Genomic DNA, 26463 nt, shown 5'->3' on the forward strand with positions numbered 1-26463 from the left:
TGGAGGCAACTTTGAAAAACATTGGAATCATCTTTAACATTAGAAAAATGTTTGCATACTTCATATTACTGATTATAGGACTTTCGTTTATGAGCTATGGTGTAATTACCTATTATGAGGACAAAAGAGTATTTGAAACAGATCTATCTGATGATGAGATCATTGAAAGAGCTAAATCATTGGGACTTGTAGAGCTAAAAGAACAAATTTCTACAAATAATATTGAAACTATAGATACCACGGAAACTATAGATACAACAGAAGGTGAATAAATGATAAGAGTACCTGAAATTAAATTTTCTTTAGACGAAGTTTTCTGTGACGATTCAGTTCGTAAGAAAATACTTAAAAAAACAAAATTACAACCAGAACAGTTATTATCTTATGAGATTATTAGAGAGTCAATAGACGCAAGAAAGGAAATTATTTTCTCATATATAGTGGACATAGAAACGACAAAAGAAAAAGTTCTGTTAAAAAATGGCTTTAAATTAGCACCTGAGTCATTTGTCTCAATGGATGAAAACATAAGTGACAAAACGAAAAAGAGTATGAACGCAAATAAGATGAGACCAATTGTTATTGGATTTGGTCCAGCAGGTATCTTCGCCTCACTGGAGCTTGCTCTAGCTGGCTTAAAACCTATCATACTCGAAATGGGTGAACCTGTAGAGGATCGGTTGAACACTGTAGATCGATTTTGGAAAACGGGTGAACTTAATCCAAATTCAAATGTACAGTTTGGTGAAGGCGGTGCAGGTACATTCTCAGATGGCAAGCTAACCACTAGGATAAAAGATCCAAGAATTGAGTGGGTTTTAAAATGGCTTGTAAAAGCTGGTGCTCCGAATGAAATTAAATATAGAAATAAACCACATATTGGAACTGATTTGCTTATGAATGTTGTAAAGAACTTACGGAATGAAATTATCTCACATGGTGGCGAGATTTATTTCAATCATAAGGTCGACCTGCTAAAATCAATATCAGATGATCAAATTTTGTTGAAATGTGAAAATGGCAGTGAGTTTATTTCAGATTCAATAGTTTTAGCCGTGGGTCACAGTGCAAGAAGCTTATTTGAGGAATTAAAGAGAAATAATGTTGCCATGGAGCAAAAACCATTTGCAATGGGGGTTAGAATTGAACACCCTCAAGCACTAATCAATGCAGCACAGTGGGGGAAATATCATAACCATCCAAATTTAGGTGCAGCTGAATATAAGCTTACCTATAGCACCAGTCAACCAAGAAGTGTTTATTCTTTCTGTATGTGTCCTGGGGGTAGAGTTGTGGCATCTGCATCAGAGGAAGGCCATCTCGTTGTTAATGGGATGAGTTATCACAGTAGAGATTTGGACAATGCCAACAGCGCATTGCTTGTTAATGTAATAACGAATGATTTTGAAGATTCTGACGATGTTCTATCTGGGGTAAAGCTTCAACGTAAGTTGGAACACGATGCATTTATCTTGGGGGGAAGTAATTATTATGCACCAAGTGAAACGATCGGTAGTTTCTTAAATAATGATCATTACAATGTGAATGGTGTCGCAGAATATTATAAGGATTTGAATATAAATTATAATAGGTTAATGGAAAAATACCAGGCTAGTTATACACCTGGATTGACTAAATCAAAGCTATCAGAGTGCTTGCCGAAATTTATTGTCGAAGCATTAAAAGAGGCAATTTTAGCATTTGATAAAAAAATCCCAGGGTTTGCTGATCCCAGAATCGTAATGACTGCAGTGGAATCACGAAGTTCATCACCAGTTAGAATCATAAGAAATGCGGATTTTGAGAGTTTAAGCCATCATGGGTTATATCCATGTGGAGAAGGAGCAGGTTATGCTGGTGGTATAACTTCTTCAGCTGTGGATGGTTTAAAAGTTGCTGAAGCCATCATAAAAAAGACATATAACCTTTAATTGTGTTAATATTGTAACAAGTGGAAAAGGGTATATAGGGGCTAATAAAATAAATTTTCCTAGTGATTATTTACAAAAATTTTGTAATGCTTATAAGAAAAATATAAATAGGGTTTGCTGAGATAACTGGAAATACACAATTGTTAAAAACAAGTAACTCGTATGTATAAAAAAAATACATAAAGCTACTTGTTTTTTTTGAACAATGGATAGTAATTTGCCATAAAGATTAATTTTTACTGTTGCGTTTTCGTAACAATTATAATAATATAAAATTACGTTGAAAGGGGGTTATATAATGTCAGAAAAACGTGAAAACTGGGGAAGTAAGTTAGGCTTAGTCCTCGCGATGGCAGGGAATGCCGTTGGTCTGGGTAACTTCTGGAGATATCCATACCAAGCCGCAAAAAATGGGGGCGGCGCATTCATGCTTCCTTATTTTGGTGCACTCATCTTAATGGGTATTCCACTCATGTTAGTTGAATGGAGCTTAGGTAGAATGGGTGGTAAGTACGGTCATGGTACGTTGGGACCAATGGTATATTTACAAGCACGTGAAGGCGTAAAACCAAAAACTGCAATTTTGATAGGTTCTTTTGCAGGCGGTTTGGCACTCGCTGTTACGTTACTTGTAAACTCATATTACAACCACATTATCGGTTGGACTATGGGATACACAGTTCTTTCCTTGACTGGATCTTACATGAACGTTGAAAGCACAGGCCAATTCTTTGTAGATTATATTCAAAATCCAGGATTGGTATTTGGCTTCTGGCTAGTGGCACTCACCACATTGTTGTTTACAGCTATGGGTGGGATCCAAAAAGGCGTTGAGCGTATGGCTAAATTGTTAATGCCAACAATCTACGTATTCGGTATTATTCTTATTATTAGAACACTCACTTTAGGTTCACCAAACCCAGCTCATCCTGACTGGACTCCAATTGCAGGTCTTAACTTCATTTGGTCTCCTAGATGGTCTGATTTGAACTGGCAGGCAACTATGGCAGCTTGTGGACAAATCTTCTTCACATTATCAATTGGTATGGGGATTATTTGTAACTATGCGTCTTATTTGAAACCAGATGACGATATCGTTCTATCAGGATTTACAACAGTCGCTCTTAATGAGTTAGCTGAGGTAATCTTAGGTGGTACGATTGCTATTCCGATTGCATATGCGTTCTTAGGACCAGATGGTGTTGGCGCAAGTATCGGTTTATCATTCATCGCACTTCCAAGCTTGTTCAGAGAAATGGGCTTCGGTCAAGTGATTGGTGCAATGTGGTTCTTATTACTTTCTTTCGCAGGTTTAACATCAGCTGTTGCGATGTATAACTATTTGGTTGCCCTAATTATGGAAAATACAAATGCAATAAGAAAGAAAGCTTCTATCATGGTATTCATCGGTTACATCATCGTTGGTTTACCAGTTGCTTTAGAGCCAATCTTAACTAAAACTGCTGATTTAATGTACTTCACAGAAGTAGATAACTGGGTTGGTAATTTCTTCTTATTCGTATTAGGTATGACAGAAATTATCGTAACTGGTTGGTTGTTCAGAGAAAAAGGATTACCAGAAATCAATCGCGGTGGTTATTGGACAGTGCCCGCTTGGTTCTATAAGTTGTTTATCCAATTCATTACTCCAGCTGCAATGATTTTAGTGTTATTCTTCTACATTAAAGATACTGCTGCACAAGGCTATTATAAAATGGTACCAGATTTCGTTGCAGGTAACGACGTCTTAATTCCTTGGGTAATCGCAGGTCGTATCGTTGTATTTGGTGTTGTTGCTATCGGTTGTGTAGTCACTTACTTGTCAATCAAGCGTTCTTACAAAGAAGAGCTTGAGAAAAATCAAGTATTAGTGAGATTATAAGGAGGTAATCATATGTCTGCAGGTGCATTAACATTTATGTTGTTGGCATGGGGGATTATCCTTACCGCAGTAGCGGTTACTTTAACTCAATTAGTCAAACACAGCAAATAATACTTGTAAGCCCCCACATGTGGTGGGGGCTTATTTTGGAGGTTCTCATGGGTAAGGCGTTGACGGATGTGTTTACACAGCTCCAGGGAAGTTTAAGTAAATACTATTCAGATAAGAAATTGGAAAAGTATGAAACTCAAGTGGTTAAATTAAGTGCAAAATATCAAGTTTTAACAATAGAAGAGAGACATGAACCCACATATGATAGTTTATGTAAACGTGGTGTTGAATTGTTAAAACCAGGTAATTTAAAAGATGAAAACAAGCTCAAGTACTTTTTAAGATATTGTGAAGCTGCTTTATATGATTTTAGAGATGATATGAAACCGCTAACGATGATTATGAGATCATTTATGATGACAACAATGTTCTTTTATTTATTGACACCGCAATATTTTGGTTATATATTGCCATTAATTATGGTAGTTCCTGTTTTTATCGGACTTAGAGGAATGAAAAAGAGAAGCCTTAATGGTTTGATTACAGGATGCACAATTGTACCATTGGCATTAATGGTAGGCGTGGTTCATTTTAAAAGTATTTTTATAGCTTTAAATACAGGGTATGATGCTTATGTTGCAGAATTAGCTGGATCGTATAATTTTTCACTTGCATTTACAAGTGGCTTATTAACAACTATGAATATTCTAGCGGCTGTTATGCTATTAGCAGGAGTAACGACTGCTTATTTAGGCCTCAGACACAATAAAATGTTTTTATAGAGATATTTATGAGGAATTATGATAAAGAGCTCAGCAAACGCTGAGCTCTTATATTTTATAATATTTATATCTAGAGGTACATTTTAGTTTAACTATAATTTATAGATCGTTATCTCTTCACAGAATGAACATTCGTATTCTAACTTACCATTTGCTTTGACTAATGTGAACTCTGGAATGGCATAGTCGTCAGAATGTGTAATGCATCTTGGGTTATGACATTTCATGCCACCCTTGATGGTTGTAGGAATGGTTGCTCTTGTTTTAGAGGATAATTTGCCTTCTTTAATAACGTTAACAGTTATCTTAGGGTCAATTAATCCAAGGAGATCTAAATCGACTTCATAGACGTTCTCAACTTTGATGATATCTTTTGAGCCTAATAATTGACTTTTAACATTCATCAGTAAAACCACTGGATTCTCTGTTGACGCAAAGAGTAAGTTGAAGATTTTTATGCCTTTGCCAGATCCAATGTGATCAATTACAATACCATTATCTATACCTTTAACCTCTAGCATATGGACCCACCTCCAATAATTTAGTAATCAACGCCATTCTGATGTACACACCCATTTCAGATTGTTCAAAATAAACTGCTCTTGAATCGTCGTCAACATCATATGCAATTTCATTAACCCTTGGTAGTGGATGCATAATGATCATATCTGGTCTAGCATCTTTTAGTTTATCTCTATTTAGCATAAATGAGTCTTTAAGCTTTAAATAGTCTGCTTCGTTAAAGAATCTTTCCTTTTGAATACGTGTCATATATAGTATGTCAATCTTATCGATGACTTCTTCTAAATAAAGCACTTCTGTTAATTCAACGCCGTATTTTTCGACTAACTGTCTTTTGAGTGATTCAGGTAATTTTAATTCTTCAGGAGAAACCAATATAAATTCTTTTGTTCCGAATCTTGCAAGTGTGCGAATTAAAGAGTGTACCGTTCTACCATATTTTAGGTCACCACAGAATGCAACGCTATGCTTGCCTATTTCACCTTTAAATCTTTTGATGGTTATTAAATCTGTGAGTGTTTGTGTTGGATGCTGATGACCACCGTCGCCACCATTAATTACTGGAATGCTAGAGTATTGTGATGCAAGCTTAGGTGCACCTTCTTTAGGATGACGCATTACGATAATATCTGAATAATAGCCCATGACTCTAATCGTATCTGCTAAACTCTCGCCTTTTTTAGTAGAACTGGTTTCAGCATCAGCAAAACCAATTACATTTCCACCAAGGCGCATCATTGCACTATCAAAGCTAAATTTTGTTCTGGTACTTGGTTCAAAGAAAAGTGATGCAAGAATTTTTCCTTTACATACTTCTGAATAGTTTGATGGATTATTAAAAATATCCATTCCAGTAGCCACAAGATGCTCGATCTCCTCAAGCGTTAAATCTTCTGGTTCAATTAAGTGTCTCATTTGTTCCTCCTTTTGATTTCACTGAATCTGATTAAAGTGTGGAAATAAATATCATCGGACATCAAGTCCTAAGATTTTACCACAAGCGAGATTGTGGCTAAATAAAAAAATACCTCTACTAGGCGCAAAGGTATTGTAAACACACAAAAGTATGCAATATATATACCTTCTCAACCTCTCGGATCAAGTTAAAGGATATTCTTGTTGGAATCATCATACCATATAAAAAAAGAACAGGTCAATATCAAATTTTTAGTGAAATTTGTAAAAAAGATTCTATGTACTGGAAATGGTGATCTAGAAGAGAAATAAGAATGAAATGTAATACTTATCTATATTTAGACTATTGACTCATAGGAGAACGTTGTGATAAAGTTAATAAAATTAAACCTTTAAACAGGTACGAGAGACCTGCAAGGTGAATGGACTTTTTACGCGACAAATTCGTCTTGGCAGGTGCTGAGACGATTTTTTTTTGTATAAATTTTAAAAAAAGAAAGAAGCATGTTATTGTCATCGGCTTTAAATATAACCTATGGAGGTGTTATGGAAATCGTAATTAAAAACGGAAGAATAATAGACCCTAAATCTGGTAGAGATGAGATTATGGATTTGTTAATTATTGAGGATAAGATTGCAAGTATTGAAACACACATAAGTACAGATCATAGAGATGTGATTGATGCTACTGGTAAAGTCGTATCACCTGGATTTATTGATCTACATGTTCACCTTAGAGAACCTGGATTTGAGTTTAAAGAAACCATATATACTGGATCAAGAGCTTGTGCAAAAGGCGGTTATACTTCTGTATTCTGCATGCCAAACACAAAACCAGCTTTAGATTCAAAAGAAACCCTTCAAGAACTAAAAGAGAGAATTAAAAAGGATAGCGTAATTGGAATATACCCTGTGGGTGCTATAACACAAGGTATAAAAGGCGAAGCCTTAACGAACCATTCGGAATTGTTTTCAAATGGTGCAAAAGCTTTGTCTGATGATGGTAGAACGACGATGAATCCTGAACATATGCGTAAAGCTTTTAAAGCTTCAAAAAAATTGAATATACCTGTAATGACACATTCAGAAGATCATGATTTAACTGAGAGCATGAAGGGGGAAATTTATCCACCAAGAGCTGAGTATGAAATCGTTTATAGAGATATTAAACTTTGTGAGGAAGTTGATGGTAAGCTTCATGTATCACATGTTAGTACAAAGGAAGCCGCTAAGGCAATTTACGAAGCAAGAATAAATCATATCGATGTAACTTGTGAAGTTGCACCCCATCATTTTGCATTAAGCAATAATAAAGTAGATATGACTTCGACTTTAGCAAAGGTTAACCCACCCATTCGATCTGAAGAAGATCGAAAAGCGATGATAGAAGCGATAAAGCTAGGGTGGGTGGACGCGATAGCAACCGATCATGCGCCGCATGAAGCTTCAAGTAAAGAGACTAATTATGAAAATGCAAGCTTTGGAATTAGCGGTATCGAGACTGCATTTGGCGTCACTTACCAAACACTTGTGATAGAAGAACATATACCTTTGATAAAAGTGTTAAGCTTGTTAACCTACCAACCCGCTCAAATCGGTAGATTAGAAAAAGAAGGTGCAATCGAAGTCGGTTACTTTGCAGACTTAGTCATTTTGGATTTGGAATCAAAATGGCAAGTGAAATCTGAGAATTTCATCTCAAAAGGTAAAAACACTCCCTTTGAAGGCATGCAGCTTCAAGGAGAAGTAGTGAGAACGCTCTATCGTGGAAGAACGGTTTATGAAAAAAAGCTAAGTTCATAAAATAGTAAGTTATAAAATGAGTATAGGAGGCAATATGTCATTAGCAAATCGTTTAAAAAACCGTATTATTGAATTAAAAAGTCCTATAGTAGTTGGTCTGGATCCAAATCTTGAGAAATTCCCAAAAGCATTTTTAGAAAATTTTATTCAAGATGGTACATTAACGGAAAAATCAGTAGGAGATTGTATCCTTTCATTTAACAAGCAAATTATTGATGCAATTAAAGATCTTGTACCTGCTGTGAAGCCCCAAATCGCATTTTACGAGCAATATGGTATTGAAGGACTAAAAGCATACAAAGCAACCTGTGATTATGCAAGTGAAAATGGGCTTATCGTAATAGGTGATGTAAAAAGAGGTGACATTGGTTCTACTTCAAGAGCGTACTCGAATGCCTATCTGGGGCAAACAACGTACAGTGAAGATCAGAAATCAGCCTTTTATTCAGATTACGTAACCGTTAATCCATACCTAGGAGAAGATTGTTTGAATGAATTCCTAAGTGATATAAAAACCTATGATAAAGGGATGTTCGTATTGGTTAAGACATCCAATCCTTCGTCAGCGCAATTACAAGATTTGGTTTGCATCGATGGGAAAACCATATATGAGAAAACGGCAGAGATGGTCAATGAAATTTCTGCTAAAGTAGTAGATTCGAATACGTATTCACCAATTGGTGCAGTTGTAGGTGCAACCTATCCAAGTGAGATGAAATTGTTACGTGAAAAGATGCCGAACATTTACTTTTTGGTACCGGGATATGGTGCACAAGGCGGTGGTGCTAAGGATGTTGTAGATGCCTTCAACAAGGATGGTCTAGGTGCAATCGTGAATTCTTCAAGAGGCATTCTCTATGCCTATGAAAAATCAACATTGACTTTTGATCAAGCGGCACGAGAAGCGACGATAGAAATGAGAGAAGCAATCAACTCAGCTTTAGAGGCAGAGGGAAAAAAATACTGGTAGGGAGAAGCAAATGGCATTTAATGGAACTGTAAAAATTCTTAACACAGAGCAACATGATCATGAAAATTTCAGTTTATCAGTTACTATACCTGAAACGATAAAGCCGGGGCAATTCTTTAACTTTCTAGCGACAGATTCTGGAATGCCATTGTTACGTCGACCGATATCTGTAAGTGGCATCGAGGATAATGTAATCACATTTACCATTAAAGTTGTTGGAAAAGGCACTCAATATCTCGCAAATTTAAAGACAGGAGATGAAGTCGCGTTAACTGGACCTTTAGGTAATGGCTTCGATTTAACAACAACTAAAAAACGTGCCTTGTTAATCGGTGGTGGCATCGGCGTTGCACCAATTAAGGGATTAGGTGAAGCACTTAGATCAATGGATATTATAGTAGATTCAGTGATTGGCTTTAGAGAAAATCCAATTTTAGAGGCAGCCTTTTTACAATTCTCAACACAACTGACGGTGGTATCTGAGAAAAACGATACCTATAAAAAAGGTTATGTAACACAATACCTTGAACAGATCTTAGATGAAAATGAATATGACGAAATCTATGCCTGTGGACCTAAAGTGATGCTAAAAGCAGTAACCGATATGCTTAATAGCAGGGGAAAACGTGCTCAGCTTCTAATGGAAGAGAAGATGGCATGTGGCATAGGTGCTTGTTTGGTATGCACTTGCAAACTGAAAGACGGTGAATTTGGTTCCAAAATGGTTAGAATGTGTAAAGAAGGGCCGATGTTTTACTCAGATGAGGTGATTTTCGATGAATAATTTGGATTTAAAAGTAGACTTAAATGGATTGATATTAGACAATCCAGTAACTGTAGCTTCAGGGACTTTTGGATTTGGAAGAGAATTCGAACCTTATCTTGATTTAAATGAAATTGGAGCAATCTCTGTTAAAGGATTGACCATGGAGCCGAGACAAGGAAATGAAGGGGTTAGAATTGTAGAAACACCTATGGGTATGATCAATAGTGTCGGACTACAAAATCCAGGCGTCCATCATTTTATTGAGCATGAAATTCCATATTTGAGGCAGTTTAATACAAAAATCATTGCGAACATCAATGGGAACACAACTCAGGAATATGTGAGAATGGCTGAAATATTGAATTCAGAAGATGTGGATTCAATAGAACTAAACATTTCATGTCCGAACGTAAAAAATGGTGGTTTAGCATTTGGAACCAACCCAAAGGTAGTAGAAGAAGTCGTCAAGGCAGTTAGGAATGCAACTGACAAGCATTTGATTGTCAAATTGACACCAAATGTAACCGATATTAAGGAAATTGCAAAAATTGTAGAAGCAAATGGTGCCAATTGTATATCTTTGATCAATACAGTTACCGGTATGGCAATCGATATCTATCAAAGAAAACCGATACTTAAGAGAAAGAGTGGCGGATTATCGGGGCCAGCAGTAAAACCGATTGCGATAAAGCTCGTTCACGACGTTTATCAAGCTGTGAACATTCCCATCTTAGGAATGGGTGGGATAATGACAGGTGAGGACGCAGTAGAATTTATGTTGGCAGGAGCAGATGCAATTGCAATTGGTACAGGCAATTTTGTAAATCCGACTGCTGCTATAGAGGTAAAAAAGGGAATTGAAAAGTATCTTGAATATATGAAAATTAATAGTGTCTCTAAGTTAAAAGGCTATTTAAATAATGTAGAGTAATTAGAATGTTTAAATATTGCGCAATAATGTATTAAATCGTTTAAGTTGCTACTAAATAAAATCTTCGGACATCGAGTCAGCATATTTTACCACAATCAAAATTGTGGCTATATAAAATCCCCCTTGTGAAGTGTTTCTCACAAGGGGGATTATTACTTGCAATTTAACTAGGTTCTTTTACAGCGAATAAATCGGTTATGACCATTTGTTTAGTTTCCTTTGGGTTAAACTTATGCCATTTGAAAATAGAATTTAAAATGTAACCACCCCCAAAGGCATTCAATAATGTACCGACACCATAGGAACCACCTAGTAGTATACCAATTACTACTATTGTAACCTCAATAATTGGTCGCATAATTGAAACGCTCAAACCGGTTATCTTAACTAAGCCGACGAGTAAACCATCACGTGGACCAGCACCAAGTTCACAACTTAAGTAATAATAAACCCCATAATTAAATAAAAACGTACCGACTAATAAATATATTATTCGAGTTGGCATTGTGTAGCTGTGTGGGATTATGTTTAATTGATCAATCAAGTCCACAAAATAGCCAATAAAATACATATTCAGAATAGTGCCGACACCTGGATAGAGTTTAATAAAAAGAGAGATGATGATAATAACCAATCCAGTTAATTGAGATACAGCTCCAAATTTAATTCCTGTGATTTCAGAAACACCTTGATGAAATGTTCCCCAGGGGTTTAAACCCATATCTGCATATAAGGTAAGTGTGATACCAATCGCAATAATTAAAAAACCAAACATCAATTTAGGGAGTCTGATTAGTGTCTTTATTAAGGCTTCTTTTTGCATAAGACCTCCTGAGTCTGTTGTTTCGATACCCTAATTATACAATAACATAGTTGATTTAAAATCTAAAGCAAAGATTATAATGATGAAAAAATCAACATATAGTAGAAGAAAAAAATTGCACTACTATTTTGAATAAACTGAATATATTTTCTTTTATTTTGGGTGTTGACTTCAAAAATGGAATTTGGTATTATAAACAAGCACTAGACAGTGCGCCTTCAAAATCACATAAAAAGATGTAAAAAGCATGTAAATAAAATGTGAAAAAAACTTGAAAAAGATATTGACAACGAAAACGAACGATGATATCATAATAAAGTCGCCGCAAGACATTGCGGACGTGAAGGTTAACAAATAGGACCTTGAAAATTGAATAGCGCAAATGAAAAAAACCAAAAGAATTGAAAAATTCTCGTCAACCTTTTGAGGCTCTAGTAGCAACAAAAGAAGTGATAAAAAAACGGAAACGCTTCGCAAGAAATTGAGAAGCAAAAAGCAAGTTAGCTCGTTTTGAGATAACAGGCAAAACTTAAAATTAATTTTAAGAGTTTGATCCTGGCTCAGGATGAACGCTGGCGGCGTGCCTAACACATGCAAGTCGAGCGTGATTAAGTGGAGTGGAGACTTCGGTCAAAGTGAAACTTATGAAAGCGGCGGACGGGTGAGTAACGCGTGGGCAACCTGCCTCATACAAAGGGATAGCCACTGGAAACGGTGATTAATACCTTATAAGTCGGTAGCATCGCATGATGTAGCCGACAAAGATTTATCGGTATGAGATGGGCCCGCGTCTGATTAGCTAGTTGGTAAGGTAACGGCTTACCAAGGCGACGATCAGTAGCCGACCTGAGAGGGTGATCGGCCACACTGGAACTGAGACACGGTCCAGACTCCTACGGGAGGCAGCAGTGGGGAATATTGCACAATGGGCGCAAGCCTGATGCAGCAACGCCGCGTGAGTGATGAAGGCCTTCGGGTTGTAAAACTCTGTCCTATGGGAAGAAACAAATGACGGTACCATAGGAGGAAGCCCCGGCTAACTACGTGCCAGCAGCCGCGGTAATACGTAGGGGGCAAGCGTTATCCGGAATCACTGGGCGTAAAGGGTGCGTAGGCGGCTTATCAAGCCAGGGGTGAAAGGCATTGGCTCAACCAATGTAAGCCTTTGGAACTGATAGGCTTGAGTGCAGGAGAGGTAAGTGGAATTCCTAGTGTAGAGGTGAAATTCGTAGATATTAGGAGGAACACCAGTGGCGAAGGCGACTTACTGGACTGTAACTGACGCTGAGGCACGAAAGCGTGGGTAGCGAACAGGATTAGATACCCTGGTAGTCCACGCCGTAAACGATGAATACTAGGTGTCGGGCGTCAAAACTCGGTGCCGCAGCAAACGCATTAAGTATTCCGCCTGGGGAGTACGCACGCAAGTGTGAAACTCAAAGGAATTGACGGGGACCCGCACAAGCAGCGGAGCATGTGGTTTAATTCGAAGCAACGCGAAGAACCTTACCAGGTCTTGACATCCCTCTGAAGTAGCCTTAGCCGGCTATGTCTTTCGGGACAGAGGAGACAGGTGGTGCATGGTTGTCGTCAGCTCGTGTCGTGAGATGTTGGGTTAAGTCCCGCAACGAGCGCAACCCTTATGTTTAGTTGTCATCAGGTAATGCTGGACCCTCTAGACAGACTGCCGTGGATAACACGGAGGAAGGTGGGGATGACGTCAAATCATCATGCCCCTTATGATCTGGGCTACACACGTGCTACAATGGTCGGTACAACGGGCAGCGAAGTCGTAAGATGGAGCGAATCCTAAAAAGCCGATCCCAGTTCGGATTGTGGGCTGAAACTCGCCCACATGAAGTTGGAGTTGCTAGTAATCGCGAATCAGAATGTCGCGGTGAATGCGTTCCCGGGTCTTGTACACACCGCCCGTCACACCATGGAAGTTGGGGGCGCCCGAAGCCAGTGGCCTAACCGCAAGGAGGGAGCTGTCGAAGGTGAAACCAATGACTGGGGTGAAGTCGTAACAAGGTAGCCGTATCGGAAGGTGCGGCTGGATCACCTCCTTTCTAAGGAGAAATAGACATTTGCGCTGTTCAATTTTGAGGGTCTTAGAGATAAGATGCTTAATTGAATAAAAAGTTACCACCCAATTTTCGAACAAGTCGGAAAAGGAAGCTTAAGAACGAGAAAAACGCTTGAACTTATGCCCTCCTAGAAATCCAAAGGATTTCCCACGTCGGGTTCGATAAATTACGGAGTAATTTATCTCATGGGGGTTTAGCTCAGCTGGGAGAGCACCTGCCTTGCACGCAGGGGGTCAAGAGTTCGAATCTCTTAATCTCCACCATGACAAGTAGTTGATACTTGTGAAAAAACCATGTACCTTGAAAACTGCATATAGAGAAGACATTAAAAAGTGTAGATTTAGATGAGAGTCTAAATCGAAAGAAGTAAAAAACCCGATATTAGTAAAATAATATCAAATGGTCAAGATAATAAGAGCATAGGGCGGATGCCTTGGCACTAGGAGCCGAAGAAGGACGTGGTAAGCTGCGAAAAGCTACGGGGAGCTGCAAGCAAGTGTAGATCCGTAGATATCCGAATGGGGCAACCCGGCTGGAGTAATGTCCAGTCATCCATAACTGAATTCATAGGTTATAGGAAGGGAACTCAGGGAACTGAAACATCTAAGTACCTGAAGGAAGAGAAAACAAAAGTGATTTCCTAAGTAGTGGCGAGCGAACGGGAAATAGCCCAAACCTAAGTCTTCGGACGAAGGGGTGTGGACAGTCGATAAAGTGAAAATGTATCTTAGCAGAACTGCTTGGGAAAGCAGGCCGAAGAGTGTGAGAGCCACGTAAGCGAAAAGAGAAGTATAGCGAGACTGATCCGGAGTACCACGGAGCACGTGAAACTTTGTGGGAAGCAGGCAGGACCATCTGCCAAGGCTAAATACTACCTAGTGACCGATAGTGAATAGTACCGTGAGGGAAAGGTGAAAAGAACCCCGAGAGGGGAGTGAAAAGAACCTGAAACCCTATGTTTACAAGCAATGGAAGTTCGTTAAAGAACGACCATGTACTTTTTGTAGAACGGGCCAACGAGTTACGTTATGCAGCAAGGTTAAGTGCTTCAGGCACGGAGCCGCAGCGAAAGCGAGTCTGAAAAGGGCGAATGAGTTGTATGGCGTAGACCCGAAACCGGGTGACCTATCCATGTGCAGGGTGAAGCGAGGGTAAAACCTCTTGGAGGCCCGAACCCATATCTGTTGAAAAAGGTTGGGATGACATGTGGATAGCGGAGAAATTCCAATCGAACCCGGAGATAGCTGGTTCTCCTCGAAATAGCTTTAGGGCTAGCCTTGAGGTAAAGAGATACGGGGGTAGAGCACTGAATGTCCTAGGGGCTTTCACCGGCTACCGAAGACTATCAAACTCCGAATACCGATATCTTATACTCAGGAGTCAGACTATGTGTGATAAGATTCATAGTCAAAAGGGAAACAGCCCAGACCATCAGCTAAGGTCCCAAAATGTAAGTTAAGTGGAAAAGGATGTGGGATTGCCCAGACAACTAGGATGTTGGCTTAGAAGCAGCCATACATTTAAAGAGTGCGTAATAGCTCACTAGTCGAGTGATCCTGCGCCGAAGATTACCGGGGCTCAAACTTACTACCGAAGCTATGGAATTAGAGTAATCTAATTGGTAGAGGAGCATTGTATACGGGGTGAAGCACGATCGTAAGGACGTGTGGACTGTATAGAAGAGAGAATGTTGGCATGAGTAACGAGAGACGGGTGAGAATCCCGTCCGCCGAAAACCTAAGGTTTCCTGAGGAAGGTTCGTCCGCTCAGGGTAAGTCAGGACCTAAGCCGAGGACGAAAGTCGTAGGCGATGGACAACAGGTAAAGATTCCTGTACCACCGAGAACCGTTTGAGAGAGGGAATGACACAGGAGGTTATGCTAAGCGCACGATTGGTTGAGTGCGTCCAAGCAGCGAGTCTGAGAGGTAGGCAAATCCGCCTCTTGTAAGGGTGAGCTGTGATGGGGAGTGAAAATAGTAGCGAAGTAGCAGATATCACACTGTCGAGAAAAGTTTCTATCGAGGGAGCAGGTGCCTGTACCGTAAACCGACACAGGTAGGAGAGTAGAGAATACTAAGGCGAGCGAGAAAACTATTGTTAAGGAACTCGGCAAAATGACCCCGTAACTTCGGGAGAAGGGGTGCCATCACAGGTTCAGAGCTAGTGGTGGCCGCAGAGGATAGGTCCAAGCGACTGTTTACCAAAAACACAGGTCTCTGCTAAATCGAAAGATGATGTATAGGGGCTGACGCCTGCCCGGTGCTGGAAGGTTAAGGGGAAGTGTTAGAGCAATCGAAGCATAGAACCGAAGCCCCAGTAAACGGCGGCCGTAACTATAACGGTCCTAAGGTAGCGAAATTCCTTGTCGGGTAAGTTCCGACCCGCACGAAAGGCGTAACGATTTGGACGCTGTCTCAACAATAGACTCGGTGAAATTGTAGTACCGGTAAAGATGCCGGTTACCCGCAGCTAGACGGAAAGACCCCGTGGAGCTTTACTGTAGCTTGGCACTGGATAATGGTATATCATGTACAGGATAGGTGGGAGACTTAGAAGTTAGGACGCCAGTCTTAATGGAGTCACCGTTGGGATACCACTCTTGATATAACGTTATTCTAACTGTAATCAGTTACCCTGATTCAGGACAATGTCAGGTGGGCAGTTTGACTGGGGCGGTCGCCTCCTAAAGAGTAACGGAGGCGCCTAAAGGTTCCCTCAGCGCGGTTGGAAATCGCGCGAAGAGTGTAAAGGCAAAAGGGAGCTTGACTGCGAGAGAGACATTTCGAGCAGGTACGAAAGTAGAGCTTAGTGATCCGGTGGCACCGCATGGAAGGGCCATCGCTCAACGGATAAAAGCTACCCCGGGGATAACAGGCTTATCTCCCCCAAGAGTCCACATCGACGGGGAGGTTTGGCACCTCGATGTCGGCTCGTCTCATCCTGGGGCTGAAGTAGGTCCCAAGGGTTGGGCTGTTCGCCCATTAAAGAGGCACGCGAGCTGGGTTCAGAACGTCGTGAGACAGTTCGGTCCCTATCTGCTGTGGGCGTAGGAAATTTGAGAGGAGCTGTCCTTAGTACGAGAGGACCGGGATGGACAAACCTCTGGTGGATCAGTTGTCTTGCCAAAGGCACAGCTGAGTAGCTAAGTTTGGACGGGATAAGCGCTGAAGGCATCTAAGCGCGAAGCCCCCCTTAAGATGAGATTTCCCATCCAGAAATGGAGTAAGACCCCATGAAGATAATGTGGTAATAGGCCTGAGGTGTAAGTGCAGTAATGCATTCAGCTGACAGGTACTAATAGGTCGAGGTCTTGACCAAGATTTTTACTAAAACTTTTAATGAATGATCTGTATGTAGTTTTTAGGGTATATACCTTAAACTGTTGAAACCATCATTTTATGATGTTTTAATAGAAAGCCTAGTCTATTTACTTCGTAAACAGACCCACGGCTGAATTTGCAAAGCAAATTCATATCTAGTGACGATGGCGGAGGGGCAACACCTGTTCCCATACCGAACACAGAAGTAAAGTCCTCCAGCGTCGATGGTACTTAGCGGGCAGCTGCTTGGGAGAGTAGAACGTTGCTAGTTAAAAAGTTGTTTTTACAACTTATATTCCAAGGTAGCTCAATGGTGGAGCACTCGGCTGTTAACCGATAGGCTGAGGGTTCGAATCCCTCCCTTGGAGCCATTTTATTTAAAAGTTGCCGTGGTGGCGGAACTGGCAGACGCACAGGACTTAAAATCCTGCGGTGGCGACACCGTACCGGTTCGATTCCGGTCCTCGGCACCAACTTTTATCGCGGAGTGGAGCAGTGGCAGCTCGTTGGGCTCATAACCCAAAGGCCGCAGGTTCGAATCCTGCCTCCGCAACCATGAATATTTTCATCCTAGGCCCCTTGGTCAAGCGGTCAAGACACCGCCCTTTCACGGCGGTAACAGGGGTTCGATTCCCCTAGGGGTCACCATTTGGAAGTTTAGCTCAGCTGGGAGAGCATCTGCCTTACAAGCAGAGGGTCATAGGTTCGATCCCTATAACTTCCACCATTTTTGAACTTAGAAATAAGTTCATCGCGGTCCAGTAGTTCAGTTGGTTAGAACGCTAGCCTGTCACGCTAGAGGTCGAGGGTTCGAGTCCCTTCTGGATCGCCATTTATATGCCGGTGTAGCTCAATTGGTAGAGCAACTGACTTGTAATCAGTAGGTCGCGGGTTCGAGTCCCATCACCGGCTCCATTTTTCAAAGTGGAGGGGTTCCCGAGTGGCCAAAGGGGGCTGACTGTAAATCCGTTATCTGAGATTTCGAAGGTTCGAATCCTTCTCCCTCCACCAAAAATATGCGGAAGTGGCTCAGTGGTAGAGCATCGCCTTGCCAAGGCGAGGGTCGCGAGTTCGAATCTCGTCTTCCGCTCCAATTTAATAGGCGTCCGTAGCTCAACTGGATAGAGCACCGCCCTTCTAAGGCGGGGGTTTGGGGTTCGAGTCCCTACGGACGCGCCATATAAGGAGAGGTACCGAAGCGGTCATAACGGGGCGGTCTTGAAAACCGTTAGGGTGCAAGCCCACGTGGGTTCGAATCCCACCCTCTCCGCCATTTAAATAATTGTGGGCGTATAGCTCAGCTGGTTAGAGCGCACGCCTGATAAGCGTGAGGTCGGTGGTTCGAGTCCACTTATGCCCACCACAATTATGCCCAGATAGCTCAGTCGGTAGAGCAGGGGACTGAAAATCCCCGTGTCGGTGGTTCGATTCCGCCTCTGGGCACCATCTAGATCAATGATTAAGATTTCTTAGTCGTTGGTCTTTTACTTTTTTGTCAAATAAGTTATAGTATTAATATTACAAAGATAATATGGATTATCTCAATATAACCAAAACACTAAATCTGTGTAAGTGCAAAGGAAACATAATTATGAATCAAAATGGATTTAAAGAAGAGGAAAGAGAGAAAAGAGAATTGGGAAATAATACATTAAACGATTCTAATATATTGGATTCTCCGTTAATACAATATAGAAATCAATTAGATGAAATCGATAAGAATCTTATCAGATTACTTTCAGAGAGGTATAGCATCACAGATTTAGTTGGAGAATACAAAAGAGAACAGCAAATTGAAGTTTTAGATTCAGAACGAGAGAATAGATTGCTAGAAAGAGTGAAGAATTTGGCCATAGAGAATAAGATTTTAGTAAATCAAGAGGATTTGAATTTTTTAGTTGAACTGTATGAATCAATAATGAGGCATAGTAGGCTGAGACAAAGCAATAATAGATAAAGAATTACAATTATATTAAGATTCTCAGTTAGCTCATGTAAATTGAACCCATTAATAGTATACTTGAAATGGTATTTATTAAAGAATTTTTGAGGTGTTTATGGAATTTATTAATTCATTGTTTGACACAATGATGGCTTTCTTATCAGAAGTTAAATTAAATTATATTATTGATATTGGAATTATTGCCTTTGTATTTTACAAATTATTAGGATTAATCAGAGAGACAAGAGCTGAACAATTGGTTAAGGGCTTTTTGATCATTTTGATTATCTCAAAATTGAGTGAATGGGCAAAACTATATGCCATAAATTATATTCTGCAAAATACTTTTACAATTGGTCTTATTGCATTGGTAATTATTTTCCAACCTGAGCTTAGAAAAGCGCTTGAACACCTTGGAAGAAGCCAATGGTTATTAACAAATAATAAAAAAGGAACTCTTGAAGAGCAGTCTCGATCCATAAATGAAATTGTTGATGCAGTAAGTGTAATGTCTCGAAAAAAAATTGGTGCATTAATAGTTGTTGAAAGACTAATAGGTATCAATGACATTATTGATACTGGGACAATCATAGATGCACAGATCAGTGCAGACTTGATTATGAATGTATTTTATCCAAAATCGCCATTACATGATGGAGCGGTTATTATTAAAAACAATCGGCTGATGGCTGCGGGCTGTTTGTTACCACTTTCTTCTAATAAATATATTAGCAAGGAGTTAGGAACTCGACATAGAGCAGCAATGGGCATGACAGAGAGTTCGGATGCATTAATTGTCATTGTTTCTGAAGAAACGGGAGCAATTTCAATGGCAGTTGAAGGAAAGCTACAAAGATTTTTAGATACTTCCACTTTGAGAGACTTGATGATTAATACCCTTGAGAATGAGAAAGATGGAGGTGAAAAACGTGCCACAAAAAAATAAAACACCACTCTTTTTCACTAGTATTAAAAATCTGTTTGTAAAAGCAATTAACTGGATTATAAAACTACCAAAAGCGATTTTTGATGTTAAATTATCTCATAATACTGGAACAAAGATTTTATCATTGGCTATGGCTATATTATTTTGGATTTTTGTTATGGATCAAGTTGATCCTGAAATCACTAGAGTGATTGAATCCGTTCCAGTACAATTAACAAACACTCAAGAGCTTGACCAAAACAACCTTAAAATCATGAATCAAACTGATTATTTTGTGAACGTTGAAGTTACCGGACGGCGAAACAATGTTCTTAGTTTAAATGCAAAAAATATATCGTTGTGGGCAGACTTGAGATCGGTAAGAAGTGGAATTAACAATGTTTATATTAACAGTACGATCAATTCTGAATCCGTTTCGATTAAGGCAGTTGTACCTAATGAAATTGTGTTAACTGTGGATCGGGTAGTCTCCTTACCAAAGCCTGTTCAGATTATTATTAGTGATCAATATCAAGATTCATTATATCAACAAAATCTTGAAGTGACACCGCTTGAAATAAAAGTAACAGGGCCGGAAAGTTTGGTTAACTCTGTTTCATATTTAGGTGGAACCATTTCTGTTGGAACGTTAGATAGTGATTATCAAAGAGAAGTTTCGTTGGTCCCTTACTCATTTGACGGTGAAGTAGTTAATGGTGTAACCCTTGAAAGTAGTTATGCGAGCATCGCATTAACAATAGGAAAAAATAAATCTGTTGGGATTGAACCAGTCGTTAATGGCGCACCTGCTGAAGGATATAAAGTTGTTAGCGTTGCTGTAAATCCTCAAAATGTAACCGTTCAAGGTGATATTACTAAAATTGATGAACTGACGACTTTAATGACAAAAGAGATTCAACTTACTGGTGAGGAAACTGGAACAATAATCGTTGAAAAGGAATTAAACCTACCAGAGGGTATTACTGTATCTACTGGTCAACCGACTGTACAAGTAGAAATTCAAATTGAAGAAGTACAAACAAAGGAATTTACTTTTGCGATTAACGAGTTGCCAGTTGTCAATCTAAACCAAGGATTCATCACAGACTTAAATGCCAATGAAGGTGTTGTAGTTGTTAAAGTGACCGATATTGAATCTGTTATTAAAGCATTAAGTAAAAATGATTTGCATCTCGATTTGAATTTTAGTAATGTTACTGAGGTGGGAAATTATAGACTAATCGTCAACTATTCAAGTGAATTAAACCTGGAGAATGTTATTATTGAGCCTGAATATGTCGATGTCAATGTTTCTGAAAGTGCAACACCATAATCAATGAACAAATAAAAGGCATTTCTAAGGATATGCCTTTTTTATTTGCAGCAAATAGATTATAGAGAATATTAAAAATAGAGACAATATAGAAATAAAACAATTTTAAATAGTGACATAATAAAAAAAGATTAGACTATGAAAACAGATACTATATTAATTTTAGTAGTTATTAATAGTTACATTTGCTTTATAGTAAAGGCACATGGTAACGGTTTGATACATTTTATGTTAAAATAGATGTAGGCTTAAATTTTATCAGTTAGAGAGACATTTAATCAAATTAAAATGAGGTATTTATGCGTAGAGACATACAAAAGATTCTCGATTCAACTCATGATGCGATGATTGCAGTTGATTCGGAGGGAATCATTACAATTTTTAACCATTCAGCTGAAATTTTAACTGGTCAAAAGTATGAAGATGTAATCGGTAGAAAAGTTGAAGCTGTAATTGAAAATACCAGATTACCAATCATTTTAAAAACTGGAAAGTCTGAGCTAAATCAACAACAGCCATTGAATAACATTACTATTATTACCAATAGAATGCCTGTATTGGGTGATAATGGTGAAATAGTTGGGGCAATTGCAGTGTTCAGAGATGTATCAGAATTAAAAGAGCTTGCTGAGAAAATTACAAATTTGAGTGAAGTTCGAGAAACACTTGAAGCGACAATTAATGCAACTCAAGATGCTATTTCTGTAGTAGATGAAAATGGGATAGGCACATTAATTAATCCAGCGTATACAAGAATGACTGGTTACACTGAAAACGATGTGATTGGAAAAGACTGTACATTTGATTTAGCAGAAGGAGATAGTGTTCATAAAGAAGTGCTTAAATCTGGAAAGCCAGTAAAGGGAAAAAGGCTTAAAGTAGGCTTGATGAAAAAGGATGTCATCGCAGAAGCTGCACCTATTATTGTCAAAGGTGAACTGAAAGGTTCCGTTGCTATTATCCATGATTTAACTGAAATAAATGATATTTATGAGAGATTGGATCAAGCAAAGCAAATCATTAGAAATCTTGAAGCAAAGTATACATTTGATGATATTATTGGATCAAGTGAAATTATGATAAATGCCATTGAAAAGGCTAAGATAGCAGCAGAAACGCCAGCTACTGTAATTATTAGGGGTGAGAGTGGTACAGGTAAAGAGCTATTTGCTCATGCGATACACAATGCCTCAAATAGACGCTACGCGCAGTTTGTAAGAGTTAACTGTGCTGCTATATCGGAAAACTTACTGGAAAGCGAGCTTTTTGGATATGAAGAAGGGGCATTTACAGGGGCTTCAAAGGGTGGTAAGGTTGGTCTTTTTGAGAAAGCAAATGGGGGAACGATTTTCCTAGACGAAGTTGCTGAGTTAAGCTTGAATACACAAGCCAAATTGCTACGCGTGCTTCAAGAAAAAGAAATACTAAGAGTGGGAAGTAATAAACCACAAGCGATAGACGTGCGTGTTATATCTGCAACGAATGTCGATCTCGAAAGTGCTATTGCAGAAAAGAAATTTAGACAAGATTTGTATTATAGATTAAATGTAGTACCTATCGAAATTCCACCTCTAAGAAGACATAAGACCGATATTCCAGATTTGGTAAAACACTTAATTAATAAATACAATCAAGAATATGGTAGAAATGTATCAGATATTTCTGCTGCTGCAACAGAACGCATATTGGCATATGATTGGCTTGGCAATGTTAGAGAACTGGAGAATTTTGTAGGAAGAGCTATGATTAATATAAAAATGCACGAGCATTTACTAACATTAAAGCATCTTCCAGCAATTCATAATGATCAATTGCCTATTGATACGGATAAACATCCTGTCATTTCAATCGACGGGAATTTTAAATTAGAGGATAATATTAAAAAATTTGAAAGAGAGTTTATCTTAAAAACACTTGATGCACACAGTGGAAATAGAGAAGAAACAGCTTCAGCGTTAGGGGTTTCGCTCAGAACGCTGTATTATAAAATGAAACAATTGAACATTAATGAAAAGTAAGTGCAAAATATTGCACTTAAATTAAATGCGTGCAAATAATTGCATGCATTTTTTTGCGCGAATCAAAAGTTTTATATCGCTTTTTGACTTGATATGTTGAAGTTCCAACGATGTAAAGAATATAAGAAGTTGGCATGAGAATTGCGACTATATAGATGGATAAAAAATTGGAGGTATCAAATGCAACGAGAGCTTGTTTTAGTTTTGAACCCTGGCTCAACTTCTACTAAAATCGCTGTATATAGAGGTACAGAGAGGTTGGCACAAGAGAACTTAAATCACGATACGCATATGTTAGATGGATTTGAGAAGATTACAGATCAATACGATTACCGAAAAGATATGATTATTGGTTGGTTAAAAGAAAATGGATTCAATACCCAAGATTTAAGAGCTGTTGTAGGCCGCGGAGGTTTATTAAGACCAATGCCAAGTGGTGCATACCGCGTAACCGAGCCTATGGTTAAAGATTTAATTATTGGTATTCAAGGTGAGCATGCTTCCAATTTAGGTGGTATGATTGCAGATGCAATTGCAAAAACTGAAGGCATAGATGCTTATATCGTCGATCCTGTTGCAGTGGATGAATTTGAGCCACTTGCAAGAATTTCGGGCATGCCAGAATTGAAACGTAAGTCATTGGTACATGCGCTTAATATTAAAGCAATCGCTCATAGAGTTGCAGGCGAAATGGGGAAGAAAGTTGAAGAGCTTAACCTAATTTTAGCGCATCTCGGTGGTGGCATTTCAATTGTGCCTATGAAAAAAGGAAAAATTATCGATGCAAACAATGCCAATGAAATGGGACCATTTTCACCAGAAAGATGTGGTGGATTACCAGTTGGTGATGTTGCGAAAATGTGTTTTTCAGGAGATTATACACCAGCTGAACTCAAAAAGAAAATGCGTGGCAAAGGTGGAATGACTGCTTATCTCGGTACAAACGATGGCAGAGAAGTTGTTAAACGTATCGAAGCGGGAGATGAGGAAGCGAAGCTTGTTTTCGAAGCGATGGCTTACCAAATCGCAAAAGAAATCGGTGCTATGGCAACGGTAATTGAAGGTAAAGTAGATGCGGTAGTTCTCACAGGAGGCGTCGCATATTCTAAATATTTAACGGATTATGTTACAGAACGCGTTTCATTTATTGCACCAGTTATTATTAAAGCGGGTGAAGATGAAATGGAAGCTTTAAATTTAGGCGTTCTTCGCGTACTTGAGGGCGAAGAGGTTGCTAAAATATACGAGGATGAGGTGAGCTTTAATGATTAAAAATTTTGAAGAGTTGTTATCGAAAGCTAAAGCAAATGGTCCTAAAAAAATATCTGTTGCTTGTGCCCAAGATGACGATGTATTAAAAGCGATAAAGGCTGCTTATGAGCAAGGTATCGTTAATGGCTATTTAGTTGGTAACGAAGCAGAGATTAGAAAAATCGCTGCAGAGATCAATTTAGATTTGTCAGGCTTTGAGGTGATTAACATTGTTGATATGGCAGAAGCCTCATTAAAAGCGGTTGAACTCGTATCAAGCGGTAAAGCTGAAATCGTAATGAAAGGCTTAGTGGATACTTCAATTATCCTCAAAGCAGTTTTAAATAAAGAAGTTGGCTTAAGAACAGGAAATGCACTGAGCCATGTTGCAATCTTCGACGTACCAACGTATCATAAAATCTTACTCGTTACAGATGCAGCTATGAATATTGCCCCAGATCTTTACACGAAAAAACAAATTATTGAAAACTCTTTGGTTGTAACTAAAGCGCTTAATATTGAAACCCCGAATGTAGGCATTATTGCTGCTAAAGAAAAGGTAACGGAATCAATGCCAGCTACGGTTGATGCAGGTGCACTTGTGAAGATGAACCTCGAAGGTGAAATTGCAGGTTGTAAAGTGGGCGGTCCTTTTGCGCTCGACAATGCAGTTTCTAAGGAAGCAGCAGAAATTAAAGGGATTAAAGATCCAATGGCAGGCGATGTTGATGTGTTGCTTTGCCCAACGATTGAAGCTGGAAATGTGCTTTACAAAGCATTGAATTTCTTAGCAAATGCGAAATCTGCGGGTATCATTGTTGGCGCTAAAGCACCGGTAGTTTTAACTTCTAGAGCAGATTCGGACGAATCTAAGCTCAACTCAATTGCACTTGGCGTTTTAATGGCATCTTTATAAAATAAGTTTTATGTAAGCTCATGATAGAGAATCAAGTTTGGTTTGTACTTGAGCGATATTATGTCGTTTAACTTGATTAAAGTTTAAGAGGGTATCATAAGGAGGCGTAAATGGAAGTTTTTAGAATATTGGCGATAAATCCAGGGTCGACGTCGACTAAAATTGCGATTTATGACAATGAGAAAGAAGTGTTTGAGACAACTTTAAGACACTCTAACGAAGAAATTGATAAGTATGAAAAAATTACTGATCAATATGATTTTAGAAAAGATGTTATTTTAGGTGCTTTAAGTGAAAATGACATCAATCTTACGAAGTTAAGTGCAGTAGTTGGTCGTGGTGGTTTATTAAAACCAATCAAAGGCGGCACTTACAGAGTTAACGATTTGATGATTCAAGATTTAATTGCAGCTCAAATGGGCGAGCATGCTTCAAACTTAGGTGGTATGATTGCAAATGAAATCGCAAATCAACTAAATATTCCAGCATTTATTGTAGATCCTGTAGTCGTAGACGAAATGGAAGATGTTGCAAGAATTTCTGGTATGCCTGAAATTCCTAGAAAATCAATTTTTCATGCACTGAACCAAAAGGCTGTTGCTAGAAGATACGCAAAAGAAACTGGTCGACCATATAGTGAACTTAATTTAATTGTAGCACATCTCGGTGGTGGTATTTCAGTTGGTGCACATGAAAAAGGTCGAGTAATCGATGTCAATAATGCACTGGACGGCGAAGGCCCGTTTTCTCCTGAGAGAACTGGTGGTTTACCAGTGGGCGATTTGGCGAAATTATGCTTCTCTGGCAAATATTCACACGCAGATATCAAAAAAATGATCAAGGGTAAAGGCGGTCTAGTGGCTTACCTTGGCACGAACGATGGTCGCGATGTGGTTAAAATGATTGAGTCAGGTGATGAAAATGCGAAGTTGATTTTCGAAGCAATGGCTTATCAAGTTGCTAAAGAAATCGGCAGCTGTGCAGCAGTTCTAAAAGGAAAGGTTGATGCAGTTATATTAACAGGCGGTCTTGCTTATGGCGAGATGCTAACGACTTGGATTAAAAACAGAGTATCATTCATCTCGGATGTCATTATCTATCCTGGCGAAGATGAAATGAGTGCACTTGCTCTTGGTGGCTTACGTGTACTTAGAGAAGAAGAAACACCTCAAGAATACAAATAAATAAGTATAACAAACTAGTATGACAGTTTAGTATAACCATTAAGTATAACCATCTAGTATAACGGTTCAAAATAGTAAGTCATTAAGTTTTCAATGATCAAATTTTCGAT

Annotated in this window: 18 protein-coding genes, 14 tRNA genes and 3 rRNA genes; 32 read left to right on the forward strand and 3 right to left on the reverse strand. The window is 39.0% G+C overall.

Features of this window, described 5'->3' with window-relative positions; genetic code table 11:
* Nucleotides 1–11: 11 nt before the first annotated feature.
* The 4 genes from AC4PID_RS11205 (at nucleotide 12) to AC4PID_RS11220 (ending at nucleotide 4646) form a co-directional block, all read left to right on the forward strand.
* Nucleotides 12–272, forward strand: a complete 261-nt coding sequence (locus tag AC4PID_RS11205; RefSeq protein WP_492132098.1) for a hypothetical protein — start codon at nucleotides 12–14, stop codon at nucleotides 270–272.
* Entirely contained in the window at nucleotides 273–1931 is a 1659-nt protein-coding gene (locus AC4PID_RS11210; protein WP_492132099.1) for an NAD(P)/FAD-dependent oxidoreductase, read from the forward strand.
* Between the two features lie 298 nt (nucleotides 1932–2229).
* Nucleotides 2230–3813 (forward strand): sodium:neurotransmitter symporter family protein, encoded by a 1584-nt coding sequence (locus AC4PID_RS11215; protein WP_492132100.1) that lies wholly within the window; start codon nucleotides 2230–2232, stop codon nucleotides 3811–3813.
* Nucleotides 3814–3971: 158 nt separating this feature from the next.
* The gene (locus tag AC4PID_RS11220; protein WP_492132101.1) at nucleotides 3972–4646 is read left to right on the forward strand and encodes a hypothetical protein; all 675 of its coding nucleotides are present in this window, start codon (nucleotides 3972–3974) and stop codon (nucleotides 4644–4646) included.
* Nucleotides 4647–4738: 92 nt separating this feature from the next.
* Here AC4PID_RS11220 and AC4PID_RS11225 read toward each other — a convergent pair whose 3' ends face one another.
* The gene (locus tag AC4PID_RS11225) at nucleotides 4739–5167 is read right to left on the reverse strand and encodes an aspartate carbamoyltransferase regulatory subunit (protein WP_492132102.1); all 429 of its coding nucleotides are present in this window, start codon (nucleotides 5165–5167) and stop codon (nucleotides 4739–4741) included.
* Nucleotides 5154–6083, reverse strand: a complete 930-nt coding sequence (gene pyrB / locus AC4PID_RS11230) for an aspartate carbamoyltransferase (RefSeq protein WP_492132103.1) — start codon at nucleotides 6081–6083, stop codon at nucleotides 5154–5156. The genes AC4PID_RS11225 and pyrB overlap by 14 nt, the downstream gene beginning before the upstream one ends.
* Before the next feature lie 546 nt (nucleotides 6084–6629).
* Between pyrB and AC4PID_RS11235 the strand changes: the two genes are divergently transcribed.
* The 4 genes from AC4PID_RS11235 to AC4PID_RS11250 are packed head-to-tail and all read left to right on the forward strand — an operon-like array spanning nucleotide 6630 to nucleotide 10553.
* Nucleotides 6630–7886 (forward strand): dihydroorotase, encoded by a 1257-nt coding sequence (locus tag AC4PID_RS11235; RefSeq protein WP_492132104.1) that lies wholly within the window; start codon nucleotides 6630–6632, stop codon nucleotides 7884–7886.
* A gap of 34 nt (nucleotides 7887–7920) precedes the next feature.
* Nucleotides 7921–8856, forward strand: a complete 936-nt coding sequence (gene pyrF, locus AC4PID_RS11240) for an orotidine-5'-phosphate decarboxylase (RefSeq protein WP_492132105.1) — start codon at nucleotides 7921–7923, stop codon at nucleotides 8854–8856.
* A gap of 10 nt (nucleotides 8857–8866) precedes the next feature.
* Nucleotides 8867–9640 carry a dihydroorotate dehydrogenase electron transfer subunit gene (locus AC4PID_RS11245; RefSeq protein WP_492132106.1) on the forward strand — a complete coding sequence of 258 codons (774 nt, stop codon included), beginning with the start codon at nucleotides 8867–8869 and terminating at the stop codon, nucleotides 9638–9640.
* Nucleotides 9633–10553, forward strand: coding sequence for a dihydroorotate dehydrogenase (locus tag AC4PID_RS11250; RefSeq protein WP_492132107.1), 921 nt, complete (start codon nucleotides 9633–9635; stop codon nucleotides 10551–10553). The genes AC4PID_RS11245 and AC4PID_RS11250 overlap by 8 nt, the downstream gene beginning before the upstream one ends.
* Nucleotides 10554–10716: 163 nt before the next feature.
* Here AC4PID_RS11250 and AC4PID_RS11255 read toward each other — a convergent pair whose 3' ends face one another.
* The gene (locus AC4PID_RS11255) at nucleotides 10717–11376 is read right to left on the reverse strand and encodes a YczE/YyaS/YitT family protein (protein ID WP_492132108.1); all 660 of its coding nucleotides are present in this window, start codon (nucleotides 11374–11376) and stop codon (nucleotides 10717–10719) included.
* Between the two features lie 537 nt (nucleotides 11377–11913).
* Between AC4PID_RS11255 and AC4PID_RS11260 the strand changes: the two genes are divergently transcribed.
* From AC4PID_RS11260 to buk (AC4PID_RS11375), 24 genes are all read left to right on the forward strand, one after another.
* Nucleotides 11914–13445: ribosomal RNA gene (locus AC4PID_RS11260) — 16S ribosomal RNA — on the forward strand.
* Between the two features lie 205 nt (nucleotides 13446–13650).
* Nucleotides 13651–13726 (forward strand) — tRNA-Ala (locus AC4PID_RS11265).
* A 138-nt stretch (nucleotides 13727–13864) separates the two neighbouring features.
* Nucleotides 13865–16782, forward strand: a 23S ribosomal RNA gene (locus tag AC4PID_RS11270).
* Nucleotides 16783–16938: 156 nt separating this feature from the next.
* Nucleotides 16939–17055: ribosomal RNA gene (gene rrf / locus AC4PID_RS11275) — 5S ribosomal RNA — on the forward strand.
* Together the 16S, 23S and 5S rRNA genes with 14 tRNA genes alongside form the textbook arrangement of a ribosomal RNA operon.
* Before the next feature lie 25 nt (nucleotides 17056–17080).
* Nucleotides 17081–17155 (forward strand) — tRNA-Asn (locus AC4PID_RS11280).
* Between the two features lie 15 nt (nucleotides 17156–17170).
* Nucleotides 17171–17257 (forward strand) — tRNA-Leu (locus AC4PID_RS11285).
* A gap of 8 nt (nucleotides 17258–17265) precedes the next feature.
* Nucleotides 17266–17340, forward strand: a tRNA-Met gene (locus tag AC4PID_RS11290).
* Nucleotides 17341–17357: 17 nt separating this feature from the next.
* Nucleotides 17358–17432 (forward strand) — tRNA-Glu (locus tag AC4PID_RS11295).
* 3 nt (nucleotides 17433–17435) lie between these two features.
* Nucleotides 17436–17511 (forward strand) — tRNA-Val (locus AC4PID_RS11300).
* A gap of 28 nt (nucleotides 17512–17539) precedes the next feature.
* Nucleotides 17540–17616, forward strand: a tRNA-Asp gene (locus tag AC4PID_RS11305).
* Between the two features lie 7 nt (nucleotides 17617–17623).
* Nucleotides 17624–17699, forward strand: a tRNA-Thr gene (locus AC4PID_RS11310).
* 11 nt (nucleotides 17700–17710) lie between these two features.
* A tRNA-Tyr gene (locus tag AC4PID_RS11315) sits at nucleotides 17711–17795 on the forward strand.
* A 7-nt stretch (nucleotides 17796–17802) separates the two neighbouring features.
* Nucleotides 17803–17877, forward strand: a tRNA-Gly gene (locus tag AC4PID_RS11320).
* Nucleotides 17878–17886: 9 nt separating this feature from the next.
* A tRNA-Arg gene (locus AC4PID_RS11325) sits at nucleotides 17887–17963 on the forward strand.
* Nucleotides 17964–17968: 5 nt separating this feature from the next.
* A tRNA-Ser gene (locus AC4PID_RS11330) sits at nucleotides 17969–18057 on the forward strand.
* Nucleotides 18058–18070: 13 nt separating this feature from the next.
* Nucleotides 18071–18147 (forward strand) — tRNA-Ile (locus tag AC4PID_RS11335).
* A gap of 7 nt (nucleotides 18148–18154) precedes the next feature.
* Nucleotides 18155–18230: transfer RNA gene (locus tag AC4PID_RS11340), tRNA-Phe, on the forward strand.
* Between the two features lie 145 nt (nucleotides 18231–18375).
* A complete protein-coding gene (locus tag AC4PID_RS11345; protein ID WP_492132109.1) occupies nucleotides 18376–18741 on the forward strand; it encodes a chorismate mutase in 366 nt (121 codons plus the stop codon).
* A gap of 100 nt (nucleotides 18742–18841) precedes the next feature.
* Nucleotides 18842–19672, forward strand: a complete 831-nt coding sequence (gene cdaA / locus AC4PID_RS11350) for a diadenylate cyclase CdaA (protein ID WP_492132110.1) — start codon at nucleotides 18842–18844, stop codon at nucleotides 19670–19672.
* Entirely contained in the window at nucleotides 19656–20984 is a 1329-nt protein-coding gene (locus tag AC4PID_RS11355; RefSeq protein ID WP_492132111.1) for a CdaR family protein, read from the forward strand. The genes cdaA and AC4PID_RS11355 overlap by 17 nt, the downstream gene beginning before the upstream one ends.
* A 299-nt stretch (nucleotides 20985–21283) precedes the next feature.
* Entirely contained in the window at nucleotides 21284–23002 is a 1719-nt protein-coding gene (locus AC4PID_RS11360) for a sigma-54 interaction domain-containing protein (RefSeq protein WP_492132112.1), read from the forward strand.
* A gap of 180 nt (nucleotides 23003–23182) precedes the next feature.
* Nucleotides 23183–24274: a butyrate kinase gene (gene buk, locus AC4PID_RS11365; protein WP_492132113.1), complete on the forward strand. Its 1092-nt coding sequence runs from the start codon at nucleotides 23183–23185 to the stop codon at nucleotides 24272–24274.
* Complete coding sequence (locus AC4PID_RS11370) at nucleotides 24267–25169, forward strand: phosphate butyryltransferase (RefSeq protein WP_492132114.1); 903 nt, start codon at nucleotides 24267–24269, stop codon at nucleotides 25167–25169. The genes buk (AC4PID_RS11365) and AC4PID_RS11370 overlap by 8 nt, the downstream gene beginning before the upstream one ends.
* 110 nt (nucleotides 25170–25279) lie before the next feature.
* Complete coding sequence (buk, locus tag AC4PID_RS11375; protein WP_492132115.1) at nucleotides 25280–26353, forward strand: butyrate kinase; 1074 nt, start codon at nucleotides 25280–25282, stop codon at nucleotides 26351–26353.
* The last annotated feature ends 110 nt before the right edge of the window (nucleotides 26354–26463 follow it).

The sequence above is a fragment of the Fusibacter sp. QWL-12 genome (genome assembly GCF_058683495.1).